18 protein-coding genes are annotated in these 20,490 nt (G+C 68.6%); 10 read left to right on the top strand and 8 right to left on the bottom strand.

The genetic code is table 11. The features are described 5' to 3' along the window. Nucleotides 1-2: 2 nt before the first annotated feature. Complete coding sequence (locus J8M50_RS38980; RefSeq protein WP_010356453.1) at nucleotides 3-1,307, bottom strand: Rieske 2Fe-2S domain-containing protein; 1,305 nt, start codon at nucleotides 1,305-1,307, stop codon at nucleotides 3-5. Nucleotides 1,308-1,517: 210 nt separating this feature from the next. On the opposite strand from J8M50_RS38980, the gene J8M50_RS38975 reads away from it, so the two are divergent. Both J8M50_RS38975 and J8M50_RS38970 read left to right on the top strand, forming a co-directional pair. After that, complete coding sequence (locus J8M50_RS38975) at nucleotides 1,518-2,159, top strand: TetR/AcrR family transcriptional regulator (RefSeq protein ID WP_010356454.1); 642 nt, start codon at nucleotides 1,518-1,520, stop codon at nucleotides 2,157-2,159. A 118-nt stretch (nucleotides 2,160-2,277) separates the two neighbouring features. Beyond that, a complete protein-coding gene (locus J8M50_RS38970; protein WP_010356455.1) occupies nucleotides 2,278-2,700 on the top strand; it encodes a GlcG/HbpS family heme-binding protein in 423 nt (140 codons plus the stop codon). A 49-nt stretch (nucleotides 2,701-2,749) separates the two neighbouring features. Here the strand turns inward: J8M50_RS38970 and J8M50_RS38965 are convergent, their stop codons facing one another. Continuing rightward, nucleotides 2,750-3,631: a LysR substrate-binding domain-containing protein gene (locus tag J8M50_RS38965; protein WP_075660962.1), complete on the bottom strand. Its 882-nt coding sequence runs from the start codon at nucleotides 3,629-3,631 to the stop codon at nucleotides 2,750-2,752. Nucleotides 3,632-3,702: 71 nt separating this feature from the next. Here J8M50_RS38965 and J8M50_RS38960 point away from each other — a divergent pair, with 71 nt between their 5' ends. Genes J8M50_RS38960 through J8M50_RS38950 form a run of 3 tightly spaced genes read left to right on the top strand, consistent with a single transcriptional unit; the run spans nucleotide 3,703 to nucleotide 6,244 of the window. Continuing rightward, on the top strand, nucleotides 3,703-4,908 hold the full coding sequence (locus J8M50_RS38960; RefSeq protein WP_010358118.1) for a thiolase family protein: 1,206 nt from the start codon (nucleotides 3,703-3,705) through the stop codon (nucleotides 4,906-4,908). After that, nucleotides 4,905-5,600, top strand: a complete 696-nt coding sequence (locus J8M50_RS38955) for a 3-oxoacid CoA-transferase subunit A (protein WP_010358117.1) — start codon at nucleotides 4,905-4,907, stop codon at nucleotides 5,598-5,600. The genes J8M50_RS38960 and J8M50_RS38955 overlap by 4 nt, the downstream gene beginning before the upstream one ends. After that, nucleotides 5,597-6,244: a 3-oxoacid CoA-transferase subunit B gene (locus tag J8M50_RS38950; protein WP_010358115.1), complete on the top strand. Its 648-nt coding sequence runs from the start codon at nucleotides 5,597-5,599 to the stop codon at nucleotides 6,242-6,244. Before J8M50_RS38955 ends, J8M50_RS38950 begins: the two co-directional genes overlap by 4 nt. Nucleotides 6,245-6,327: 83 nt before the next feature. Here J8M50_RS38950 and J8M50_RS38945 read toward each other — a convergent pair whose 3' ends face one another. Continuing rightward, nucleotides 6,328-7,404, bottom strand: coding sequence for a lipocalin-like domain-containing protein (locus J8M50_RS38945; protein WP_010358114.1), 1,077 nt, complete (start codon nucleotides 7,402-7,404; stop codon nucleotides 6,328-6,330). Nucleotides 7,405-7,819: 415 nt separating this feature from the next. On the opposite strand from J8M50_RS38945, the gene J8M50_RS38940 reads away from it, so the two are divergent. Both J8M50_RS38940 and J8M50_RS38935 read left to right on the top strand, forming a co-directional pair. After that, nucleotides 7,820-8,416, top strand: coding sequence for a TetR/AcrR family transcriptional regulator (locus J8M50_RS38940; protein ID WP_010358113.1), 597 nt, complete (start codon nucleotides 7,820-7,822; stop codon nucleotides 8,414-8,416). 877 nt (nucleotides 8,417-9,293) lie between these two features. Then, nucleotides 9,294-10,793, top strand: coding sequence for a DUF6221 family protein (locus tag J8M50_RS38935; protein ID WP_075692628.1), 1,500 nt, complete (start codon nucleotides 9,294-9,296; stop codon nucleotides 10,791-10,793). A gap of 372 nt (nucleotides 10,794-11,165) precedes the next feature. Here J8M50_RS38935 and J8M50_RS38930 read toward each other — a convergent pair whose 3' ends face one another. From J8M50_RS38930 to J8M50_RS50295, 5 genes are all read right to left on the bottom strand, one after another. Continuing rightward, nucleotides 11,166-12,275: a TniQ family protein gene (locus J8M50_RS38930; RefSeq protein ID WP_078481240.1), complete on the bottom strand. Its 1,110-nt coding sequence runs from the start codon at nucleotides 12,273-12,275 to the stop codon at nucleotides 11,166-11,168. 84 nt (nucleotides 12,276-12,359) lie between these two features. After that, entirely contained in the window at nucleotides 12,360-13,550 is a 1,191-nt protein-coding gene (locus tag J8M50_RS38925; RefSeq protein WP_010358105.1) for a TniB family NTP-binding protein, read from the bottom strand. Then, nucleotides 13,550-15,706, bottom strand: coding sequence for a TnsB C-terminal domain-containing protein (locus J8M50_RS38920; protein ID WP_010358104.1), 2,157 nt, complete (start codon nucleotides 15,704-15,706; stop codon nucleotides 13,550-13,552). Before J8M50_RS38920 ends, J8M50_RS38925 begins: the two co-directional genes overlap by 1 nt. After that, nucleotides 15,696-16,463 carry a TnsA-like heteromeric transposase endonuclease subunit gene (locus J8M50_RS38915; RefSeq protein WP_010358103.1) on the bottom strand — a complete coding sequence of 256 codons (768 nt, stop codon included), beginning with the start codon at nucleotides 16,461-16,463 and terminating at the stop codon, nucleotides 15,696-15,698. Before J8M50_RS38915 ends, J8M50_RS38920 begins: the two co-directional genes overlap by 11 nt. Next, nucleotides 16,453-17,553: a TniQ family protein gene (locus J8M50_RS50295; RefSeq protein WP_075660965.1), complete on the bottom strand. Its 1,101-nt coding sequence runs from the start codon at nucleotides 17,551-17,553 to the stop codon at nucleotides 16,453-16,455. Before J8M50_RS50295 ends, J8M50_RS38915 begins: the two co-directional genes overlap by 11 nt. Before the next feature lie 115 nt (nucleotides 17,554-17,668). Between J8M50_RS50295 and J8M50_RS38905 the strand changes: the two genes are divergently transcribed. From J8M50_RS38905 to J8M50_RS38895, 3 genes are read left to right on the top strand one after another with little or no spacing between them, the layout of a single operon-like run. After that, entirely contained in the window at nucleotides 17,669-18,823 is a 1,155-nt protein-coding gene (locus J8M50_RS38905) for an NAD(P)/FAD-dependent oxidoreductase (RefSeq protein WP_010358102.1), read from the top strand. Then, a complete protein-coding gene (locus tag J8M50_RS38900) occupies nucleotides 18,820-19,116 on the top strand; it encodes a (2Fe-2S)-binding protein (RefSeq protein WP_010358101.1) in 297 nt (98 codons plus the stop codon). Before J8M50_RS38905 ends, J8M50_RS38900 begins: the two co-directional genes overlap by 4 nt. Continuing rightward, complete coding sequence (locus tag J8M50_RS38895) at nucleotides 19,109-20,473, top strand: FAD/NAD(P)-dependent oxidoreductase (RefSeq protein WP_010358099.1); 1,365 nt, start codon at nucleotides 19,109-19,111, stop codon at nucleotides 20,471-20,473. Before J8M50_RS38900 ends, J8M50_RS38895 begins: the two co-directional genes overlap by 8 nt. Nucleotides 20,474-20,490: the final 17 nt, after the last annotated feature.

Here is a 20,490-nt window from a genome sequence, read left to right as displayed (position 1 = left end):
GCTCAGATTCCAGCCGCGGCGTCGGCGTCGGCGTTGACATCGGCGTCGTCCGCCGGGGGTTTGCCGATGGTGAACAGGCCGGACTGGGTGTGGTGGACCTCGGACGCGTCCCGGATGATGTTGATCGGGTCCCGTCCGGCCTCTACGTCGTCAGCCATCGTCAGCAGCATCCGACGCAGCATGACGACACCGCGGTCCCCGGTGGCCAGGGTCTCCACGGAGTCCAGGGTGATCGCTCCCTGAGAGCCCTGCGCCTCCGTGTCACCGGGGAACCTCTGGCGCTCCTCGTCGGTCAGCTCGTGGTTCTGCTTGCCGTTCTGTGTGATGCCGATGACGAAGTGGACCATGCGCTCGGGGTCGTTCGTACGGATGGAGAAGAAGAGCCGGTGGCTGGTGTCGTCCGAGGGCACGACCCACAGCAGCTGGTCGGGGCGTCCGTCCGGGATCACCTTCACGTAGTCCGGCAGGCCGAAGACATTGGGCAGATGCTGCTCGACCGCGAAGCCGTACTCGGTGACCTCTCCGTCCTCACCCTCCATCTCGAACCGCTGGGTGTACTTGACGCCGTGGTCGGTGCGCTCGTACGTCAGGCGGTCCGTGATGGTGGCCGGGTCGAAGAAGTTCTCGGGGTAGCCGAAGGTGCCGGTGCCCAGCATCTGGTAGCCGCTGTGCGTGGAGTGCAGCCAGGTGACGTGGGTCGGGTCGGCGGAGTTCTCGTAGATGTTGAGCCAGCTGAAGTCCGCCGGCATACCCAGGACCGCTGCGTGCGGGACGGGCCAGCTCGCGAAGTACCTCTCGTCCTCGGCGAGGTTCTCCAGCGCGTCGTAGCGCGGGAGTTCCGGCTTGAGCTCGGGCGGGCCCATGTAGACGAAGACCAGGCCGTAGCGCTCCGCGACGGGGTACCAGGGCTGACGGGCGGCGTCGCGTCGGCGACCGAGGGCCGGCTCGCAGGCCTGCTCGATACAGCGGCCCTGGACGTCGAACTTCCAGCCGTGGTAACAGCAGCGGATGCCGTCGTCCTCGACGCGGCCGTAGAAGAGGCTGGCGCCACGGTGCGTGCAGCGCTCGATCACGACGCCCGGGTTGCCCTGCCCGTCCCGGAAGACGACCAGGTCCTCGCCCAGGACGCGGGTCTTCTGCGGCAGGGCGCCGGCGACGAGCGTCTCCGAGCTGGCGACGGGGTGCCAGTAGCGGCGCAGTGCCTCGCCCATGGGCGTACCGGGCCCGACCTCGCGCAGGCGGGCGTTGTACGAGGGCTTCGGGCGGCCGTAGGCCGTGCCGGTGTCGATCTCTGAAGTGGTGGTCATCGTGCTGACTCCCGTGCGGCTCGGGCGCACAACGCGTAGCGCGTGCAGAGGTATGGCGGATCACCTGCGAGGGCACCGTGGTGTGCGGTCCTCGAATGGGATTGTGGATTCACATTCGCATTACGTCTCGTGGACGTCAAGAGCCGTGTTCGCGAGTGGGCCGGGAGGTATGCCGCCGGGGTGGATGCCGACCGTGTATAGGCTGGGACGGTGAGTACCGAACCGTCACTCGATCTGCCACCGGCGCAGCAGGCCCGCAGTCGGCTGACCCAGCAGCGGATCCTGGAGGCGGGTACGGCCCTCCTCGAACAGGGCGGTACCGAGGCGCTCACCGTCGCGGCCGTCGCCTCCCGGGCGGGCGTCTCGGTGGGCAGCGTCTACCGGCGGTTCGGTGACAAGGACCGCCTGATCGCGGCGCTGCAGCACGACATGATCGAGGAGTTCCGCGCCGACATCATCCGCCGCTTCGCCCCGCTGAGCACGGACCCGACCGCGCTGGTCACCTCGGCGGTAACCGGCCTTACCGAGACCTACCAGGCGCACGAGCGGCTGATGCGCGTCTTCCTGGCCGCAGGTGCGACCGACCCCGCGGTGGCCCGGGTCGGCTCGGAGGCCGCCATCGACGCCGACCGCGTCTTCCGTCGCTTCCTGGAGCCGATCTTGCCGATGATCGACGCGCCGGAACCGGAACGGCGCCTGGACGTCGTCTACCGCCTGATCTACGGGACCTGCCAGAACCGTGTGCTGTACGGCGATCTCTTCGAGTCCGACCGGCCACTGACGTGGCGTCAGCTCACAGACGAACTGGTGAACGTCGCCTGCTTGTACCTGCTCGGCATGCCGGTGCGGTGAGTTGCGACATGATGTGAATGCGAGTACCACTTCACATTCGAGGTCGGCGGCGACATACTGGGCTTCCGCCACGGAAGACGGCCGCTCGACCATGCGGCCGCCAGGGAAGGAACCGCCCATGCGAGAGCCGCTCAGCTACGAGATCGCCCATGGCGCCGCACTCGCCGCTCTGGAAGCAGGCAGGGCCGAGGGGCACAAGGTGTGCGCTGTCGTGGTCAACCGAAGCGGTGTCACCAAGGTTCTGCTCAGTGACGACGGCGTCGGCCTGCTCGGAGTGGAGACCGCGCGACGCAAGGCGTACACCTCGGCAGTGAGCGGTGTCCCGACCGCCAAGTTCGCGGCCTTCGCCGCGTCCCCGCAGATGCGGGTGGCGCCTCCCCACCTGGTCGACGCCAACCTTCTGCCGGTCGCCGGCGGCGTGCCGATCGTGACGGCCGACGGGGAGGTCATCGGCGCCATCGGAGTGGGCGGGGCGGACGACACCACGGACGACCGGATCGCGAACCAGGCTCGTGACTCCGTGGCGAAGATCGTCGCGTAGGCCGTTTCCTGGTAGGCCGCGCACGAGGAGGGGTCACGGTCCCCGTCTCTCAGATCGCCGCCCGGATGATCCCCACAGTGCGCGCCAGGTGCGGCTCGGTGCGGTCGGCTCGGTGGGCGACGGCCAGTTCCACGCGTGCGTCGGCCCCGGTCAGCGGCCGGTAGACGACGCCGTCGAGCGCGAGCGCGATCACTGGCTCCGGCACGACTGCGACGCCGAGGCCGCCGGCCACGAGCGTGACCAGCGTCGACGTTTCGCCGACCTCGTGGCGGATGTGCGGCTCCACGCCCGCGTCGCGCATAAGGCCCAGTACGACGTCGTACATCACCGACCGGCGGTCGGCCGAGTGCACGATCAGGTCTTCACCGGCGAGGTCCGCGACGCGGAGCCTCTTCCGGCGCGCGAGGGGATGCTCGACCGGAACGGCTACGACGAGCCGGTCCCGCCGCAGGGTGTGGACCGTGAGGGACAGGTCGGCCGCCGGTGGTCTGAGCAGCGCGACGTCGATCGCGCCGGTGCGCAACGCCTCGACCTGGTCGGGTGCGAGCATCTCGCCGCGGAAGGAGAAGTCGACGCCGGGCAGTTCCGCCGTGAGCCGGCGTGAGAGCGCGGGCAGCAGGCTGTACGTCGCCGAGCCCACGCACCCGATCGCGAGGTGCCCGACCGAGCCGGCGGCGACGAGCCGTGCGTGATGGCCGGCCTCGTCGACGTCGGCGAGGACCCCGCGCGCCCGCTCCAGGTAGGCCCGGCCGGCCTCGGTCAGATCCACGCGCCGTGTCGTGCGGTGCAGCAACTCGACGCCGAGCTCCGCCTCCAGCTGCCGGATCTGCTGGGAGAGCGGAGGCTGGGCCATGTGAAGCCGCTCGGCCGCACGACCGAAGTGCCGCTCCTCGGCCACCGCCACGAAGTACCGGAGATGGCGGAGATCCATATGTCGTCCATATCAATCGGCTCGGATATGCGTACTTCAGAATATCGCGGCCCGTGGCTAGCGTCGTTGCCATGAGTGCTTTCCTGTACGCCGCGACCCGGACGCCGTTCGGCCGCTTCAACGGCGCCTTGGCAGGCGTCCGCCCCGACGACCTCGCCGCTGCCGCGATCGCCTCGACGCTCGCCCGGGTGCCCCGCTTCGACCCCGCCGCCATCGACGACGTGGTGTGGGGCAACGCCAACGGCGCCGGTGAGGAGAACCGCAACGTCGGCCGCTTGGTCGCACTCCTGGCCGGCCTCCCGGTGAGCGTCCCCGGCACCACCATCAACCGGCTGTGCGGATCGAGCCTCGACGCGGCGATGACGGCCAGCCGCATCATCGAGTCCGGGGACGCCGAGGTGGTGCTCACCGGCGGCGTCGAGTCGATGACGCGTGCGCCGTGGGTGCTGCCGAAGTCGGCGAAGCCCTTCCCGGCCGGGGACGTCACGGCCGTCTCCACCACCCTCGGCTGGCGGCTGGTCAACCCACGGATGCCGAAGGAGTGGACGGTAAGCCTCGGCGAGTCCAACGAGCAGCTCCAGGACCGCTTCGGGATCTCCCGCGAGCGGCAGGACGAGTTCGCCGCCCGTTCCCACCAACTCGCCCACGCCGCCTGGGAGTCGGGCTTCTACGACGACCTGGTGGTACCGGTCGAGGGTGTCGACCTGGCCCGCGACGAGGGCATCCGGCCCGGATCCACACCCGAGGTGCTGGCGGGGCTCAAGCCGGTCTTCCGTACGGCGGAGCAGGGCGGCACCATCACCGCGGGCAACGCCAGCCCGCTCAACGACGGCGCCTCCGCGGTGCTGTTGGGCAGCGAGAAGGCCGCGTCCGCGATCGGGTCCGAACCGATCGCCCGTATCGCGGGCCGCGGGGTGATGGCGCTGGAGCCGCAGGCCTTCGGCTACGCCCCGGTCGAGGCCGCGAACCGTGCGCTGGCCCGGGCCGGGATCGGCTGGGACCAGGTGGGCGCGGTCGAACTCAATGAGGCCTTCGCCGTCCAGTCACTCGCCTGTGTCGACGCGTGGAAGGTGGACCCGGGCATCGTCAACCAGAAGGGCGGCGCCATCGCGATCGGGCACCCGCTGGGCGCCTCAGGCGGCCGCGTCCTCGCCACGCTGGCCAAGGTGCTGCGCGAGACGGGGCAGCGCTACGGCGTCGCCGCGATCTGCATCGGGGTCGGCCAGGGGCTGGCCGTCGTCCTGGAGAGCTGCGACGTCACGGGGTCGGACCGATGAGCAGGGCGGAGATCGTCCAGAGCGCTGACGCGGCGGTCGCGGGCATCGAGGACGGGGCGACCGTTCTGGTCGGCGGCTTCGGGCTGGCCGGGATGCCGTTCGATCTGATCGACGCGCTCATCCGGCAGGGCGCGAAGGACCTGACGATCGTGTCCAACAACGCGGGCAACGGCGATGTCGGGCTGGCCGCGCTGCTCGCCGCGGGGCGGGTGCGCAAGGTGTTGTGCTCCTTCCCGCGCCAGGCCGACTCGTGGGTCTTCGACGGCCTCTACCGCGAGGGGAGGATCGAGTTGGAGGTGGTGCCGCAGGGCAACCTCGCCGAGCGGATGCGCGCGGCCGGTGCCGGGATCGGCGCCTTCTACTGCCCGACCGCGGTCGGCACACCGCTCGCCGAGGGCAAGGAAGAGCGTGAGATCGACGGCCGGAAGTACCTGCTGGAATGCCCCATCAAGGGCGACTACGCGCTGATCGGCGCGCACGTCGCCGACACGCTGGGCAACCTCGTCTACCGGAAGACCGCCCGCAACTTCGGACCGGTCATGGCCACGGCCGCGACGACGACCATCGTCCAGGTCGACCAGGTCGTCGAGCCGGGCAAGCTCGACCCCGAGGCCGTCGTCACCCCGTCCATCTACGTCGACCGGATCGTCCAGGTCGAGGCCCGTCACTACACGGTCCAAGGGGCGCGATGACCACCACACCCACCGATCATCGTCTGTCGATGGACGAACTGGCCGCCGTGATCGCACGCGACATCCCGGCCGGCTCCTTCGTCAACCTCGGCATCGGGCAGCCCACCAAGATCGCCGACCATCTGCCAGACGGCTCCGGGGTGGTGCTGCACACCGAGAACGGCATGCTCAACATGGGCCCGAAGGCCGAGGGCGACGCGGTCGACCCCGACCTGACCAACGCCGGCAAGGTCCCGGTGACCGAGCTGCCGGGAGCGGCCTACTTCCACCACGCCGACTCCTTCGCCATGATGCGCGGCGGACACCTCGACGTCTGCGTCCTCGGCGCCTACCAGGTGGCCTTCGACGGCGATCTCGCCAACTGGACCACCGGCAGGCCCGAGGACATCCCGGCCGTCGGGGGCGCCATGGACCTCGCCATCGGCGCCAAGGACGTCTACGTGATGATGACGCTCTTCACCCGCACCGGTGAGCCCAAGCTCGTGCCGCGGTGCACCTACCCGCTCACCGGCGTCGGCTGCGTCAGCCGCGTCTACACGGACCACGGCGTCTTCGACGTCGGCCCCGAGGGTGTACGGATCCGCGAGACGTACGGCGTCAGCGCCGTCGAACTCGCCGAGCGACTCGGCATCACGCTGCCTTAGCGTTTTCCGCGTAGCCGGGTACCTGCCTATGGCCTCGGCGCCTCCCCTGCAAGGGCGGCGCCGAGGCCATCGACGAGTCGGCGCTACTTGCCGCTGGTGATTTCGACGTACGTGGTGCCGGTGACCGGGCGGTGGTCGTAGGTGCCGGTGACCTTGGCGCTGCCTTCATAGCCGGGGCCCGGGACCAGCAGTTCCTGATCCTCGGCGTAGACCTCGACGTTCAGCTTGGCGTGCTCGCCGGGGATGGTGACCTTCCAGCGCGTGGGGTAGCTCTTGCCGCTGGCCGGACTGGTCCAGCGGGTGGATTCGTCGGGCGTGAGGGTCGCCTCGGTGAGGGTCTGGGTGCCGTCGGGCTTCAGGATGGTCGCGAAGTTGTTCTTCTTGCCGTCGTACTGCTGGTTCCAGACGCTGACCTTGTCGCCGTTGGACAGGTTGAGGTTCATCCAGGACCAGGAGGCGCGACCCGTGGTGAGATCCGGCAGAGGTCCCCACTGGCGGTCCAGCCAGGACTGCCCGCGGACCTTCTCGGCGCGGCCGTTGAGGGTCAGTGTCCCGGAGGTGTCCACCGTGGGCAGGGCGTACTCGTAGTTCGAGTATTTCGCGTCACCGAACATGGGGAAGTATCCCGTCCCCAGGTTGTAGAGAACGTTTCCGCGAGGGCGCAGCGTGACGTCGATGGTCCCCTCGGGGACCTTGGCGCGCAGCTTCATCTCCTTGGCATCGCCGGTCCAGGTGACGTTGTCGGTGTGGATGTCCACCCCCTGCTTGTCGGACAGACCCGTTCCGAGGGGGAGGGGGGTCTCCGACTTCGTGTACCAGCCCGTCTCCTCGTTGATCACCGACACCTTCGAGATGGCGCTGCCCTGCGTGCCGAAGTTGGCGTTGAGGTAGTGGACCAGGAAGCCGTACCGGTGGCCCCCCGCGGTCACGTGCGCGGTCAGGTACCATGACTGGTTGGGCTGGTCGGGGTCGTAGGTGAGGCCCGCGGCAGGATCGACGAGGGTCGGGATGCTGGTCTGGGACAGCCCCTTCTGGGCGGCGATGGGGTGCGCCGCGGTCGAGTCGGCGGTCGTCGCGGTGGCTGTCCCTCCCGCGGCGAGGGTGATCGAGGCGATGAGCGCGGATGCGACAGCGGCCGCACCGACGGTGGTTTTACGCATGATGGCTCCTTGTGCCGTTCCCTGTACTGGCGCGAGCCCATTGCGTACGAAACGGTTTCGTACTATCCGGGGTCGCGATGCCGGGTTGATGGGAATCTGCGTGGTGGGTAAATGGATGCTCCGCCCGACGGCGCGGGCGGCTCTGTGCGGGCCCTCCGTGAGCGACCCGGATTAAATCCAACACCTGTAGGATTACCTCCTGCTCGCTCTGTGTCAAGCGCGGTCCAGGCGGGAACCTCGGTGTCGGATCCGGGGAGGTTGCTGGCCCATTGACGGTGCTCAAGCGTGAAGATCGGGACGGCTACGCTGGTGCGACTGGCGGGCACGCGCCCGTACAGCCGACTGAGGAGGATGCTTGGGAGACCAGCCGAGTACCACCCGACGCCCGGGCCGCCCCAGGGCGGATTCCGCCGCGGTGCCCACCGAGCGGGACGTCCTGCAGCGGGGCCTGGAGGCCTTCGCGACGCTCGGATACGACCGCGCGTCGGCGCGGGAGCTCGCCCGTCGGCTCGGGGTCGGCCCCACCTTCATCAACGACCGCTACGGCTCCAAGGCGGCATACTGGCGGGCCGTGGTGGACGCTGCGCTCGGGGCCCAACTCGAGGGCATGGTGCCGCCCGTCCCTGGGAGTGACGACGAGAACGTGGTGCGGCGGTTCGTCATGGAGTTCTACCGCGTCAGCGTCGGCCGGCCGTACCTCGCCATGCTGATGGCGGACGAGTCCGCACAGGACACTGAGCGGCTGGACTACCTCTACCAGCGTTACATCGAGCCGACGCTCGCCCTCGTCGCGCCCAGCATCGAGAGGCTGATGGCCTCCGGTGGCATGGCGCGGGTTCCACTGGACGTTGTGGTCTTCGCCATCATCGCTCCCGTGTCAGGGCTGGTCCAGGAACCTCTCGCCCGGCGCCTGGGGCGCCCGGAACACATGCAGCAGGCGGACCGTCACGCCAGGGCGGAGGCCCTGGCCGGACTGGTGGTGGACGGCCTGCTGGCAGCAAGACGCCAGTGACCCGCTGGGCACGAGACGGGGAACCGTGCGTGGGGCGATCGGTGAGCTGATCGCCCCGGCGCCTTGTGCCGACGTCGCCGTCCGCCCTGGTCGGTCCGCTGTTCCCGCCGCGGACTGATGCGCGGGGCGGGTTCGCTCCTGTCAGCTCGGCGCTCCGCTCGAACGTCAGCCACGCGCGAGCCGCTCAGGACAAGGGGAAGTCGTGCGTCGGCAGGCCCGTGGCGTTCCGGGGCTACGACGCGCTGTTCTGATCGATATCCGTACGCAGTGCCTTGTCGGCGCCCAAGGTGTCGAACTTCCGGACGTGATCGGGCAGTCGACGAGGAGCAGAAACGTGCTGTTCGGAGCAGTCGGGGGATCCGGCTCCCACGTTGTCACCGATTCCTGCGGCCGCGGCCGCAGGGTCACCGAAGTCGCCGGACGGGACATCCGCCGGGCCTTGCAACGGACTGGTCGACGTCGCCCTCGGACCGAGCCGTGACCATCGCCGTGCCCTTCGGCGTCATGATCTTCACTGCGTGCATGTCACGGGCCCATTCGACGCGGGCTGGGCCCGCTCGTTCAACGAAGTCCGCTCCAAGCACACCACGACCCCGATCCAGGGCCCGAGTTTCTCGGCCTGGGTCAATGAATGGATCACGCTTGCGTGATGGGTCCCGGTGGACATGGTGTGCGTGCGCCCGCGGCGGTGGGCGAAATCCACTGGTCTCCGATAGGGCATAGGCGTGACATAGGCGTCGTCGGGACTGTCCGGTCCGGACAGTCCCGCACCGGTCTGGCGATGATTGGCAGTGCCATGGGCGACTCGCCTCAAAGGGTTGGAGTCCCCGCTTTCCGGGAGTGTCTGTGCACCCTGGGGAAACGCGGAGAGGAGATCATGAACGTCCGAAGCCCCTTGCGCAGGCTTGCACTGGTGCCCGAGCCGTATTCCGGTGAGTCGCTGCTGAGCTGGGTGGACGCGCTCGCGCGACTCAACCAGGTTTCCCGACTCATGGCACTGCGGATGACGGGCATGGCCAATGGCTCTTCGGTGTCGGACGCTTTCGGCCACCACGTCAGCGACGCCGTCGTCCGATCCGTCTGGCTCACCACTGGGCTGACGGAGGAGCAGGTGCGGGGTATAACGCTTGCTCGCTATGCAGGAGGGGCCCTGGATCCGCTTCCACAACCTGACGCGGAAGGGCAGGACGCCCTGGCCGGCTGGAGATATTGGCAGCGGATGGTGTTGCGCCAGCGTTCCAACGCCTGTCCGGTATGTCTGAGGGAGAACGGCGCCCGATGGCTCCTGAAATGGCGGCTGGTTTGGTCCTTCGCATGCGTGGAGCATCGGCTTTACCTGATCTCGGAATGCCGGGGTTGTGACGCTGGACTTCATCCCCCGCGGCCTGGAGCTCCGCAGTCCTGGATCTGTCCCGGCCCCGCGCCGGGCTGGGGACGTTATAAGCCGAGTAGGCCTTGCGGCCGTGACATCCGCCGAATGCCTACCAAGCCGGTCCATGACCTCCAGCTTCTCGACTGCCAGCAGCGGATCGACCGCCTTCTGGAGGGTTCGGAAGATCTGACGCAGGCACAGATTCACGAGCTTTTCGGAGCGTTGTACCGCTCGATGCAGGATGCGTGGGATGCGGAGCGGCCGGTGCGCCTTCCTCATACCGACAAGGTCGTTCACCAGGCGTGGGACAGTGACCACGCACCCGACGGCTTCCGCTGGCAGCCTCGGCCATTGATCGTGGCCGCCGCCCTGAAAGTCGCAACCGAGGCCGGGCTCGGCTCAACGGACAGCGGGGCGGCAGAACAGGTGAAGGCCCGGCCGAACTGGGGCCCTCCCCAGCCAAGACTCCCGCTACGCCATGGCGAATTCCAACTGCCGGCGAACCGCTTCGGCGGATACTGCCACCACCCTGGCTGCGGGACCTGGGTTCCGGCGGGGCACGGCGCGACAGTGAACGACGCGTCCGACGGAGGCACGCACTGTCCACAGCACGCGGATCAGTTCACCGTCCGGGCACGTTCGCGGGAACGCTCCGGGCCGATCACGAGCACCGACCCACGACTACGATTCCTCGACGCCCGGCTCCGTGATGAGGAACAGCGCCTCCAAAAGGGAAACCACGAACTGCGAGTGCTGGGGATCGAATCCCAGCGGCTGATCCTGGACGCCTGCGCGGACACCGATCCACGAACCATTGAGGGGAAGGCGCTGAGGTACGCCGTACGGTGCCTGCTGTTGCCCTACTCCGCCCACCCGGACTTTCGACCAGCGTGGCTGCCACGACGGGGTGAGAGCCCCGCGAACCCCATCGTGGAGAGCCCCGCGAACCCCATCGTGGAGTACACGGCGAGCAGGACGAGCGGAGACATGGTGGACCGTGGCTGACCAGGAGCGAGTCCGGCGGCTCGGCGTCGTCCCGATTCCCTTCGCCGGGGAGTCGTTCCTCAGCTGGGTCGATACGCTGGCGGCGACCTTGAGGCTGTCACGTGCGGCGACGCTGCAGGAGCTGAGGCTGCCGGGTTGGGCGACATTCAGGCGGTTGCAATTCATCTGGGCCCTGCTCGGCCGTTGGGGGCGCAAAGGTCGTAACGAGCCGTATGGGGGCCAAAGTGTGTGGGTTCCGGATGCCGGAGATCCCGGCAATCCCTTCAGAGGACGAGAAAGCTGTCCACGTCCAACGACGTGTCTCCGCACTCTCCGTCCTCGTATGCATCGCCGCCCGCACCGCGCGTACGACCCGGATTGGACTTCAGCGAGTCACGGCCGTGGGGAGAAGGCTTCGGCGACGGCAGGGGGCAGGGGGTTGTATCTGTCCGACGTGGCGTGATCGACGTGCGCGGGGCACAGAATCAACGGTCCGTCCTTCGCACGAGCTACGACGCCCTGTCCGGGCGGTACCCAGGCCAGGCAGGCGATGGCTCGGCACGTTCCGCCGAAGCGATTGACCGGCGATACGCCGGTGGTCCGAGGGAAGCCGTCGGTCGACCACGAGACCATGTCGATCTGAGCGCGGGCTGTTCGGGACGTACCGATGCCGCCCAGCGTGGCGATCTTGATGAGGGCTGCGGTGAGCAGAGGATCGTCCAGATACGACAAGACGCCGCCGTGGCCGTGCCACCGCCGATGGAGCACGGCATCGGTGTCCGGTAGCGATGGGGCGAAGTCATAGCCGCCGCGGATGTCCTCCAGCGCCAGGTGCAGCGTGCGCAGGATGTCCATGCTGCCCGGACGGTGGGGATGGTCGATGAGATCGTCGAGGCGGCGCTGGAATTCGAGGAGGTGCGTGTCGGACAGCCGGGGAGGCCGCATGCGCCAGATGGAGTGCCGGCAGACGTATCCCGGACGCTTCCAGTCGGACTGGCCGCACATCACAGGGCTTCCCGGACCAGGAAGCACCTGGTGCAGACCATTGCCGCAGCCGCGGCAGACGCTGAGCAGGAAAACGCGGTGGCGTACGCAAGCGAAAGACCAGATCAGACGCCAGCGCAGCAGCCAACGCCCACCGCTCTCCCGCAAACAGGGCGGGCACGCGCGCGAACTGACAGGCTGCGCGAGCTGTAGGCGGTGCAGCCACATGGCGATAGTCCGTCGGTGCGTGGAGGAAGGCGGCGATGGCAGAACACCATCGGCGTAGTGCATGAGGGTTATCCGATGCAGCTGCGCGGCGGACAGCCCAGTGGTGACCTGCACACGGGCCATCACATCCGTTGGCAGATGGGCGACGAAGCGCAAGCTGGGGCGGTACGCGGAGCTACCGGGACGGACGAAGGCCGCGAAACGCAGGGCTTGCAGACGGCTGATCCGGTTGAGCCCTGCGAGCGCGTCGACCCAGCTGAGCAGGGACTCACCGGGGTACGGGTCCGGCACCAGCGCAAGGCGACGCAACGACGGGGGCACACGCAGAGCATGCCAGTGCCCTGTACCAGGTGCACGTCAGGTGCTGACGGCTCCTCAGGCACTTCCGTCTGCTGCGGTCGGCTTCTTGTCCGGTTTGTTCCTGTTCTTCACCGACGGGCGTGACTGCAGTTCGACGACCTTGGCGTAGGCGCGTTCGTGGGCGTACGACAGGACGATGGAGTCCATGACCTCTCGCGTGACGGCCTCGGTTCCCTGTGTGACGGCGCGTACGGCGCTGCGGCGGAGGAGAGCGTGCAGACCGGCGATGCTGCCGTCGGTGCGATCGAAAAGATAGCGCCAGTGCCGACGGGTCAGGCTGTTCTTTTTGTGCCGGTACAAGCACAGTGCGCTCTCCAGGGAGTTGACGACGCCAACCCACTGCAGGATTTCGGTTTTGCTGTCCAGGGCGAAGGGCGCGAGTTCCTGGCGGCTGAACCGGCCTGCTGTCTGGGTTCTGGGACCCTTGCGCGGCGGAGACTTGACGCGGGGGTTCCGCTTGACGGGTCCAGTAGGACCTCCCTCGCTGAGTAGAGGGCTCTCCTCCAGGTCGACGCCGGTGCCGATGATCGTGCAGGGGGCATGGTTGGCGAGGAACTTGATGTGGTCATTGGAAGCACGCCCTTCCTTGTGGGCACAGTCCAGGAAATGCAGGTCGTCGAAGATGAGCAGCTGCGTACCGCACGCCGTGAGCGCGCTCAGGACACGATCATCGACGGCGTCCTTGGTGCCGCTGGTCGAGACGCTCAGGTAGCGGGCGATCGCGAGGGAGATCTGCTTGGGGGTGACCTGGTCCGTGAGGGAGATATAGACGACAGGGACGTAGACCCCCAGCCGCTCTGGGGCAAACCGTTCGGGGAAGTCCCTGCGAAGTCCCTGTTCGAACTTCCGGCCGATCATCTTGACCAGAGTGGACTTGCCGACCGTGGGCGGACCGTCGATGAGCAGTCCGGGCCGTGCGCCGGGCGGAGCCTCCTCGTTGGCATCGAGCAGTTCCATGATCTCCGATTCGAAGTGTTGAACGGCAGGAGTCCAGGCCAGGACCAACGCGCTGTGATACCGGTTGCGACTGCGGTTGAGACGACGCCGTTCAGGATCCTCCTTGTCCATCGCCAGGTAGGTGTCGTACGGCGGGAGGTAGGGGCTGGACGGTGGCTCGTAGAACATGTAGTCGAACCAGTCCTCGTTGGTGCGCGGTTCGGCCAGGCCCGGGTGCAGGCTTTTGGAATCCTCCGGTCGCGGGGCCATCACGGTGTGTCGTCCTTCCCCGGACGGCCGCCCCACACTTCGTACGACGGCAGGGCGTCGAAGTCGATCGTGACCTCTTCCTCGTCGTCTGCGGGCAGTGGCGGCACGGCTTTCAGATGGGAATCCTTTACAGGGACGTCGGCGGCGGAATCGACCAGTGCAGTGCGAGCTTTGTCTCGCGCCGCCGCCCTGGCTCGCTGGGCGTCACGGGCCCGGGCCCTGCGGGAGCGTGCGGTGGACGCCTCGGCGGCGTCCGTGCGGTTCTGCAGGTCCAACAACGCGTCCATTACGGCCTCCTGGTCCTGTGGGGCGCGGCCTCGTTCACGTAGTTCCTGCTTGACCTGGCGCAGAGTGATGTCTGTGAACGGCTCGAGCCCGGTCAACGCGTGTGTCCAGCGCAGCGTGTGCCAGATTCCGGTGTAAGGGTCATGGAGGTAGACCTGGGTCACGTCTCGTGGGTCGTAGCGGACAGGCCAGGCGCCCATGGCGTGCGCGTAGGGGGACTTGGACTCGTTGTAGGTGCCCGTGATGGGCGCGCTGTAGTGCAGGTAGTCCTTCTGGATACGGCGGTCGTGAATGCCACACCAGTGGATCGGCAGCAGCTCCAGGAACAGATTGGGATCGCGCGGGGCGGCGATGAAGCCGCAGCGGTGCACCGCCAGTCGGTAGGCGTCGTTCGGAGACAGAGTGATCTCCGGGAACCCTGGCAGCACCAGCCCTGTGTGCCGGCGGCGCTGGTAGACGGAGACGACGTACTCCGCGAAGAACTCCTCCAGTTCCTCGATCGTCCACCGGGCGGTCGAGTCGACATCCCGGCCGCGGTGCACCACGTGGTTGCCCTTGTAGCCGGCGATGTGTTCGGAGAACTGGCTTCTGATCGTCTTGAAAGCGGCCTCGACCTGTGGCTTATCGGTGGGCCGGTACTTACGGGTGTCCTGGATGGTGATCCCGTAGCGGCGGCACACGTTTTTCACCGCCTGAGAGGCGAACGCCTTGCCGTGGTCGATCACGATCCTCTCGGGGAACACCACCGGGCGGGCTGCGGCGGCCGCGAACCGCTCGTCCAGCGTGAGCTTAGGCTCGCACGGCAGGCGCAGCATGCGGTGTCGCAGCCCGTCCGGCCATCCGGGCCGCATCGGTTCCGGCATCATCGCGTCCGCGATCACGAGTCCCGCATCCACGCCCTTCGTTCCCTTGGGCACCAGACGCCATCCCAGCAGGCTGCGGGTGCACACGTCGATCGCGATGGTCAGTTCCACCGAAAAGACGACGTCTTCGACCGGGTCATAGGCACGTACGTCCAGCCAGCTGGTGTCGATCATCATCAGTTCACCGGGACGACTGGCGGTGATCGGCCGGTAATGGCCGCCTGGCCGGTTCTCCACAGACTGCCGCGTCGTGGCCTGCCCCGTGGTGTAGCGGCCGGGGAGGAGAGCGGCGACGTACCGGTTGAACGTCTTGGGCACCGGCACCTTCACCGTGCCCGGCCCATGGGCGTCAACCAGGCGGCGCTCCACTCGGCGGCGCAGCCGGTTCAGACTGCCGGTCGAGTCGACCGCCTCGGTCACGTGGTATTGGGCGACGATCGCGTCGATCAACCGTGGATCCGCTCCAGCCAGGGGATCCGACGGCCGATGACTGCGCCGGTCCACGAGGCCCCACGGGCCTTCGTCCCGCCATTTCCGCAGACGCCGCCAGATCTGCTGCTCGCTGTAGCCCAGCTCCCGCGCTTTGCTCTGTACCCGCTGGGCCAGCGACACGTCAGGGGCATATTCCGGCCTGGGTTCTCCGGGCGCGGCGTTTTCTGGATCTCCACTGCGAAAACCAGTCGTCATTTCCAGAAGGTGCTCTTGGGCGCGTTGCAGTTCCCCCAACTGCTTGTCGCTCAGCTTGTCGAACAAGGCGGCGGCGTCCAGCCACAGTTTCCTTTCCGCGGGGTCGTGCTCGGCAGCGTCCTCGCCTTCCGGGTTCGCGTCGCCTTCGTAGGGACGGAAGGTCGGGTCTGCGAGAAGGTGTCCCACGCCGATCACGGTCCACGAACCGCTCTCCGAACGCAGTCGCACACCGTCGTCGGTCACCCCTGTCACGGTGTACAACTCGTCGTCCAGCCACACCTTGGATCCACGCTGCAGTCGCACCGCGCCGTCAAACGTCATGTTGCGCCTCCGCTGCGGTCTTCACCAGCGTTGTGTCTCGCAACGGGCGATCCAGATCGGTGACGATCCGCTGATGCCACATCAGGTGATACAGCACCGCGCGTGCCAGATCCGGGTATTCCATGAACCGAATGAGCTCCCCGATCTCCACCGGCTCACGGGCCAGTTCGAGTAGGCGTGGCACCAGATCCGCACCCAGATGCAGCGGGCGCCGGGCACTGGACAGCAGATCGACGTTCACCCAACGCTGCTCGCTCGGCTCCGAAACCATCGCGTAGTCCCAGTCCAGTCGCTCGCAGGTACGCCGGGTGCGCTCCTCCTGCAGCAGCACGTCCGGATCGTCACGCAGTTCGGGGTTCTTCACGTCCAGCAGCAACACGCTGCCGTCACGGTGGCGTACGAAGACGTCTGGTGTGTGCTGCCAGGCCCCGCGGGCGTCGATCGCGACGAACTCCAAGGGCTGCGTGACGAATGCGGTCACTTGCGGGTCGAAGTCCAGCAGCGTCAGCCACCTCGACTCCAGCACGCTTTCGTATTCGGCGAAGTCACCCCATTTCGCCACCCAGTACTGGCCCGGCATATGCCCCTGATCTCGGTGACTGGGAATGGCCCGCACCATCCTGCCGTCCTCGAACGGCACGTCAGCAGCCTCCTCCAGCCGCACCAGATGCTGGTGCCCGGCGGAATCGGCGTACCGTACCCGCACCATGTCGATGTCCCGAACGGATGGCTCCGGTGCCTCCGTATCACCGCTCACCGCGAGCACCTCCTCCGCGCGGACCCTTGGCCGAACGTCCCACCGGCACCTGCGCCGCCACTGCCTCCGCGAAGACCTCCGGCACCGGGAGCCGCGCCAACGGCCGGGCCGTCCAGCAGCCTTCTTCAACCGCCGTCCGCACCAACGGTGCCAACCGCCGAGCCAGCCTCCGCATGTCAGCTGCGGCCAGAAGAGGGGTCACCACCGTGAGAAATGCTGCTGCGGCTTCGGCCGAAGCGGGACCCCAGCCAAACTGGTTCCGGTACACATCGCGCTCGATGCGTTCATCCAGAAGGGCGCGACAGCACCAGTCAGGCACGTTCGGTAGACGCTCTAGGATCTGGGGCAGTCCGAGGCGTAACAAGATCACGCATGCTCGGAACGCCGCGAACCACTCTCCTGCCGACACGTTCACGCCCCCCAGCGCGGGGCAGGCCCGGTTGTACGCGGTGTCCAGCCATCGCCGCTGCGCGGCGACAGTCCGTTTGTCTGCCTGGCGCACGCGAATCGCGGGCAGCCACTGCGAGCACGGTTTCCCGCGAACGGCATTCGCGCAGCGAGTCGGCGACCGGACCCACTGCGCCGGCATGACCCGAGGTCGGTCCCCACCCCATCGCAGTACCCAACCGCACGCTGGACACCGATCCAGCAGCATCACCTGATGCTTGGGGCACACCGCCGCACACGACAGCTGCCACACTCCACCCGACGCCAGCAGACACTGCGGACAGGCGCGGCTGCCGTACACCTCCACCCACTCCCGGGCTGCCGACGGCCAGTGTGCCTTAGCCGCGGAGAGCACCGCAGCCACGCTCAGCGGCCCACCCTCGAAAACCGACAGGTGCATCGTGTCCACCATGCCGCCAGGGACACCCGTCGCCGCGTACACGGTCTGCCGGACCGCCGCATCGCATTGGACCCCGAACACAGGGGGCCGCGCATTCACATACAGACCCCGAAGGTGGAGTCCCATCAGATCGGCTACCTCGGCCAGTGGACATCTGTTGACGCGAGCCATCCGATCCACCCACGACGCGAACGCTTCATCCGCCCGCGGAGCTGTGACCAGCGCTAATCGCCGTGGCAGCATGCTCCCACCTCCTGAGAGTGACCTGCATCACTAACATTTTGACGTATTCACTCTCATCCGCGACTCTGACCTTCGGGGTATTTCGGTCCTGAATAGTGTGTGACATATTACTGTCGTGACCAAGCAGTCCAGCTGTGATGTCGTGGTCGTGGGTGCCGGCATGGTCGGCGCCGCCTGCGCGCTGTACGCCGCCCGTGCCGGACTCGACGTCGTCGTGGTGGACCGGGGCCCGGTGGCCGGCGGTACGACCGGCGCGGGCGAGGGGAACCTCCTCGTCTCCGACAAGGAGCCCGGACCGGAACTCGAACTCGCCCTGCTCTCCGCCCGGTTGTGGACCGACCTGGCACAAGAGCACGGCCCCGCCTACGAGTACGAACCGAAGGGCGGCCTGGTCGTCGCGTCCACGCCCGAGAGCCTCACGGCCCTCACGGAACTGGCCGAGGCGCAGCGCGCGGCCGGGGTGACGGCAACCCACGTCTCCTCGGACGAACTCCCTTCCCTGGAGCCCTACTTGGCGCCCGGTCTCGCGGGCGGGGTGCTGTACCCGCAGGACGCCCAGGTCATGCCGACCCTCGCCACCGCCCACCTGCTACGGGCATCGGGGGCCCGCGTCGAGACCGGCCGGACCGTCACCGAGATCCTGCGCGCGCCCGACGGCGCCGTACGCGGCGTACGCACCGACCGGGGCGACCTGCACGCACCGGCCGTCGTGAACGCGGCCGGCACCTGGGGCGGCGAGGTCGCCGCGCTCGCCGGGGTCCACCTCCCGGTCCTCCCCCGGCGCGGATTCGTGCTGGTCACCGAGGCGTTGCCGCGCCGGATCCGGCACAAGGTGTACGCCGCCGACTACGTCGCGGACGTCGCCAGCGACTCGGCGGCGCTCCAGACCTCGCCGGTCGTGGAGGGCACCGCAGCCGGTCCCGTCCTGATCGGCGCGAGCCGTGAACGCGTGGGCTTCGACCGCTCGTTCACCCTGCCCGTCGTACGGTCCCTCGCGGCGGGCGCCACCCGGCTGTTCCCGTTCCTCGCCCAAGTCCGGGCGATGCGTACCTACTTGGGCTTCCGCCCCTACCTCCCCGACCATCTCCCGGCCATCGGCGCCGACTTGAGAGCCCCCGGCCTCTACCACGCCTGCGGTCACGAGGGCGCGGGCATCGGCCTCGCGACCGGCACCGGCCACCTCCTCGCCCAACTCCTGGGCGGACAACGGCCCGATCTCGACCTGACCCCGTTCCGCCCGGACCGTTTCACCGAGGAGGCCACCACGTGAACCCCCTGAAGCTGGTCCGCGCCCGCCCCGGCCCCGTCTTCACCCTCACCTTCGACGGCCGCCCCATCGAGGCACTGCCCGGTCAGACAGTGGCCGCCGCCCTGTGGACGGCGGGTATCACGTCCTGGCGCACCACCCGGGACAGCGGCACGGCACGCGGCGTCTTCTGCGGAATCGGGGGCTGCTACGACTGCCTCGTCACCGTCAACGGCCGCCCCAACCAACGCGCTTGCCTCATCCCCGCCGAACCCGGCTCGGACGTCCGCACCCAGTCAGGAACGGGCCATGACTGAACCTCCCCACCTCGCGGTGATCGGCGCGGGACCGGCGGGCCTCGCCGCCGCGCTGGCCGCCGCCGCACGCGGCGTACGTGTCACGCTCGTCGACGCCGGTCAGGGGCCCGGCGGCCAGTTCTACCGCCAGCCCGCGCCTGCTCTCGGCGCTCGCCGCCCCCAGGCGCTGCACCACCAGTGGCGCACCTGGCAACGCCTGCGCGCGGGCCTCGAAACCCACGGCATCGCGCAATTGACGGATCATCATGTCTGGTGCGTGGAACGGGAGTCGGCGGGTTTCACCGTGCACGCGCTCCTCGGCCCCGAGCAACAACACTCCGTCGCGGTACGCGCCGACGGCGTCCTGCTCGCGACCGGCGGATACGAGAAGGTCCTCCCCTTCCCCGGCTGGACCCTCCCCGGCATCCTCACCGCGGGCGGCGCCCAGGCCATGCTCAAGGGCGCCCTCGTCGTCCCCGGCCGCACCGCCGTCGTCGCGGGCACCGGCCCCCTGCTCCTGCCGGTCGCGACCGGGCTCTCGTCGGCGGGTACGCGGGTCGTCGCACTGGTCGACTCGGCCGACCCCCGGGCCTTCGTACGGCGTACGGGTGCCCTCGTCCGGGAGCCGGCCAAGCTCGCCGAGGGGGCCGGGTACGCGGCTCAACTCCTGCGCCAAAGAACGAAGGTGATGATGCGTCACACCGTCCTGGAGGCGCACGGCACCGACCGCCTGGAGGCCGTGACCGTCACCGACGGCCGGTCGAACCGCACCCTCCCCTGCGACACCCTCGCCGTCAGCCACGGCCTCCTCCCTCACACCGACCTCGCCGACGGCCTCGGCTGCACCCTCGACGGCCCCGCCGTACGCGTCGATGCCGAGCAGCGCACCGACGTCCCCGGCGTCTGGGCCGCCGGAGAGGCCACCGGCATCGGCGGCGCGGCCCTCTCCCTCGCGGAGGGCCACATCGCGGGCCGCTCGGCCGCAGCACGCCTCCACGGAACCGACCCCGACCCCACCGCCTGGGCGCCGGCCGCCCGGACCCGGACCCGCCTGCGCACATTCTTCGCGGCGCTCGACGGCGCCTATGCCCCGCCCGCCCACTGGCCGGACCAGGTCACGGACGACACGGTCGTGTGCCGCTGCGAGGAGGTCACCGCCGGCGCCGTGCGCGTTGCCGTGAACGTTCACGGCGCGGGCGACCTGCGCACCGTGAAGCTGCTGACCCGGGTCGGAATGGGCTGGTGCCAGGGCCGGATGTGCGAGCCGGGGGTGGCCGGCATCGCGGGCTGCGCACCCGTCCCCGGCCGACGCCTGCTGGCCCGCCCCGTACCGCTTGGGGTACTGGCGGAGGAGGACGCGGAGGCCGACGACACATGACACGCCCCCGGCGAAGC

Source organism: Streptomyces acidiscabies (genome assembly GCF_020010905.1).
Classification (GTDB): Bacteria; Actinomycetota; Actinomycetes; order Streptomycetales; family Streptomycetaceae; genus Streptomyces; species Streptomyces acidiscabies.
Note: the sequence above shows the minus strand (reverse complement) of the source record. Positions and strands in the feature narration are given on the sequence as shown.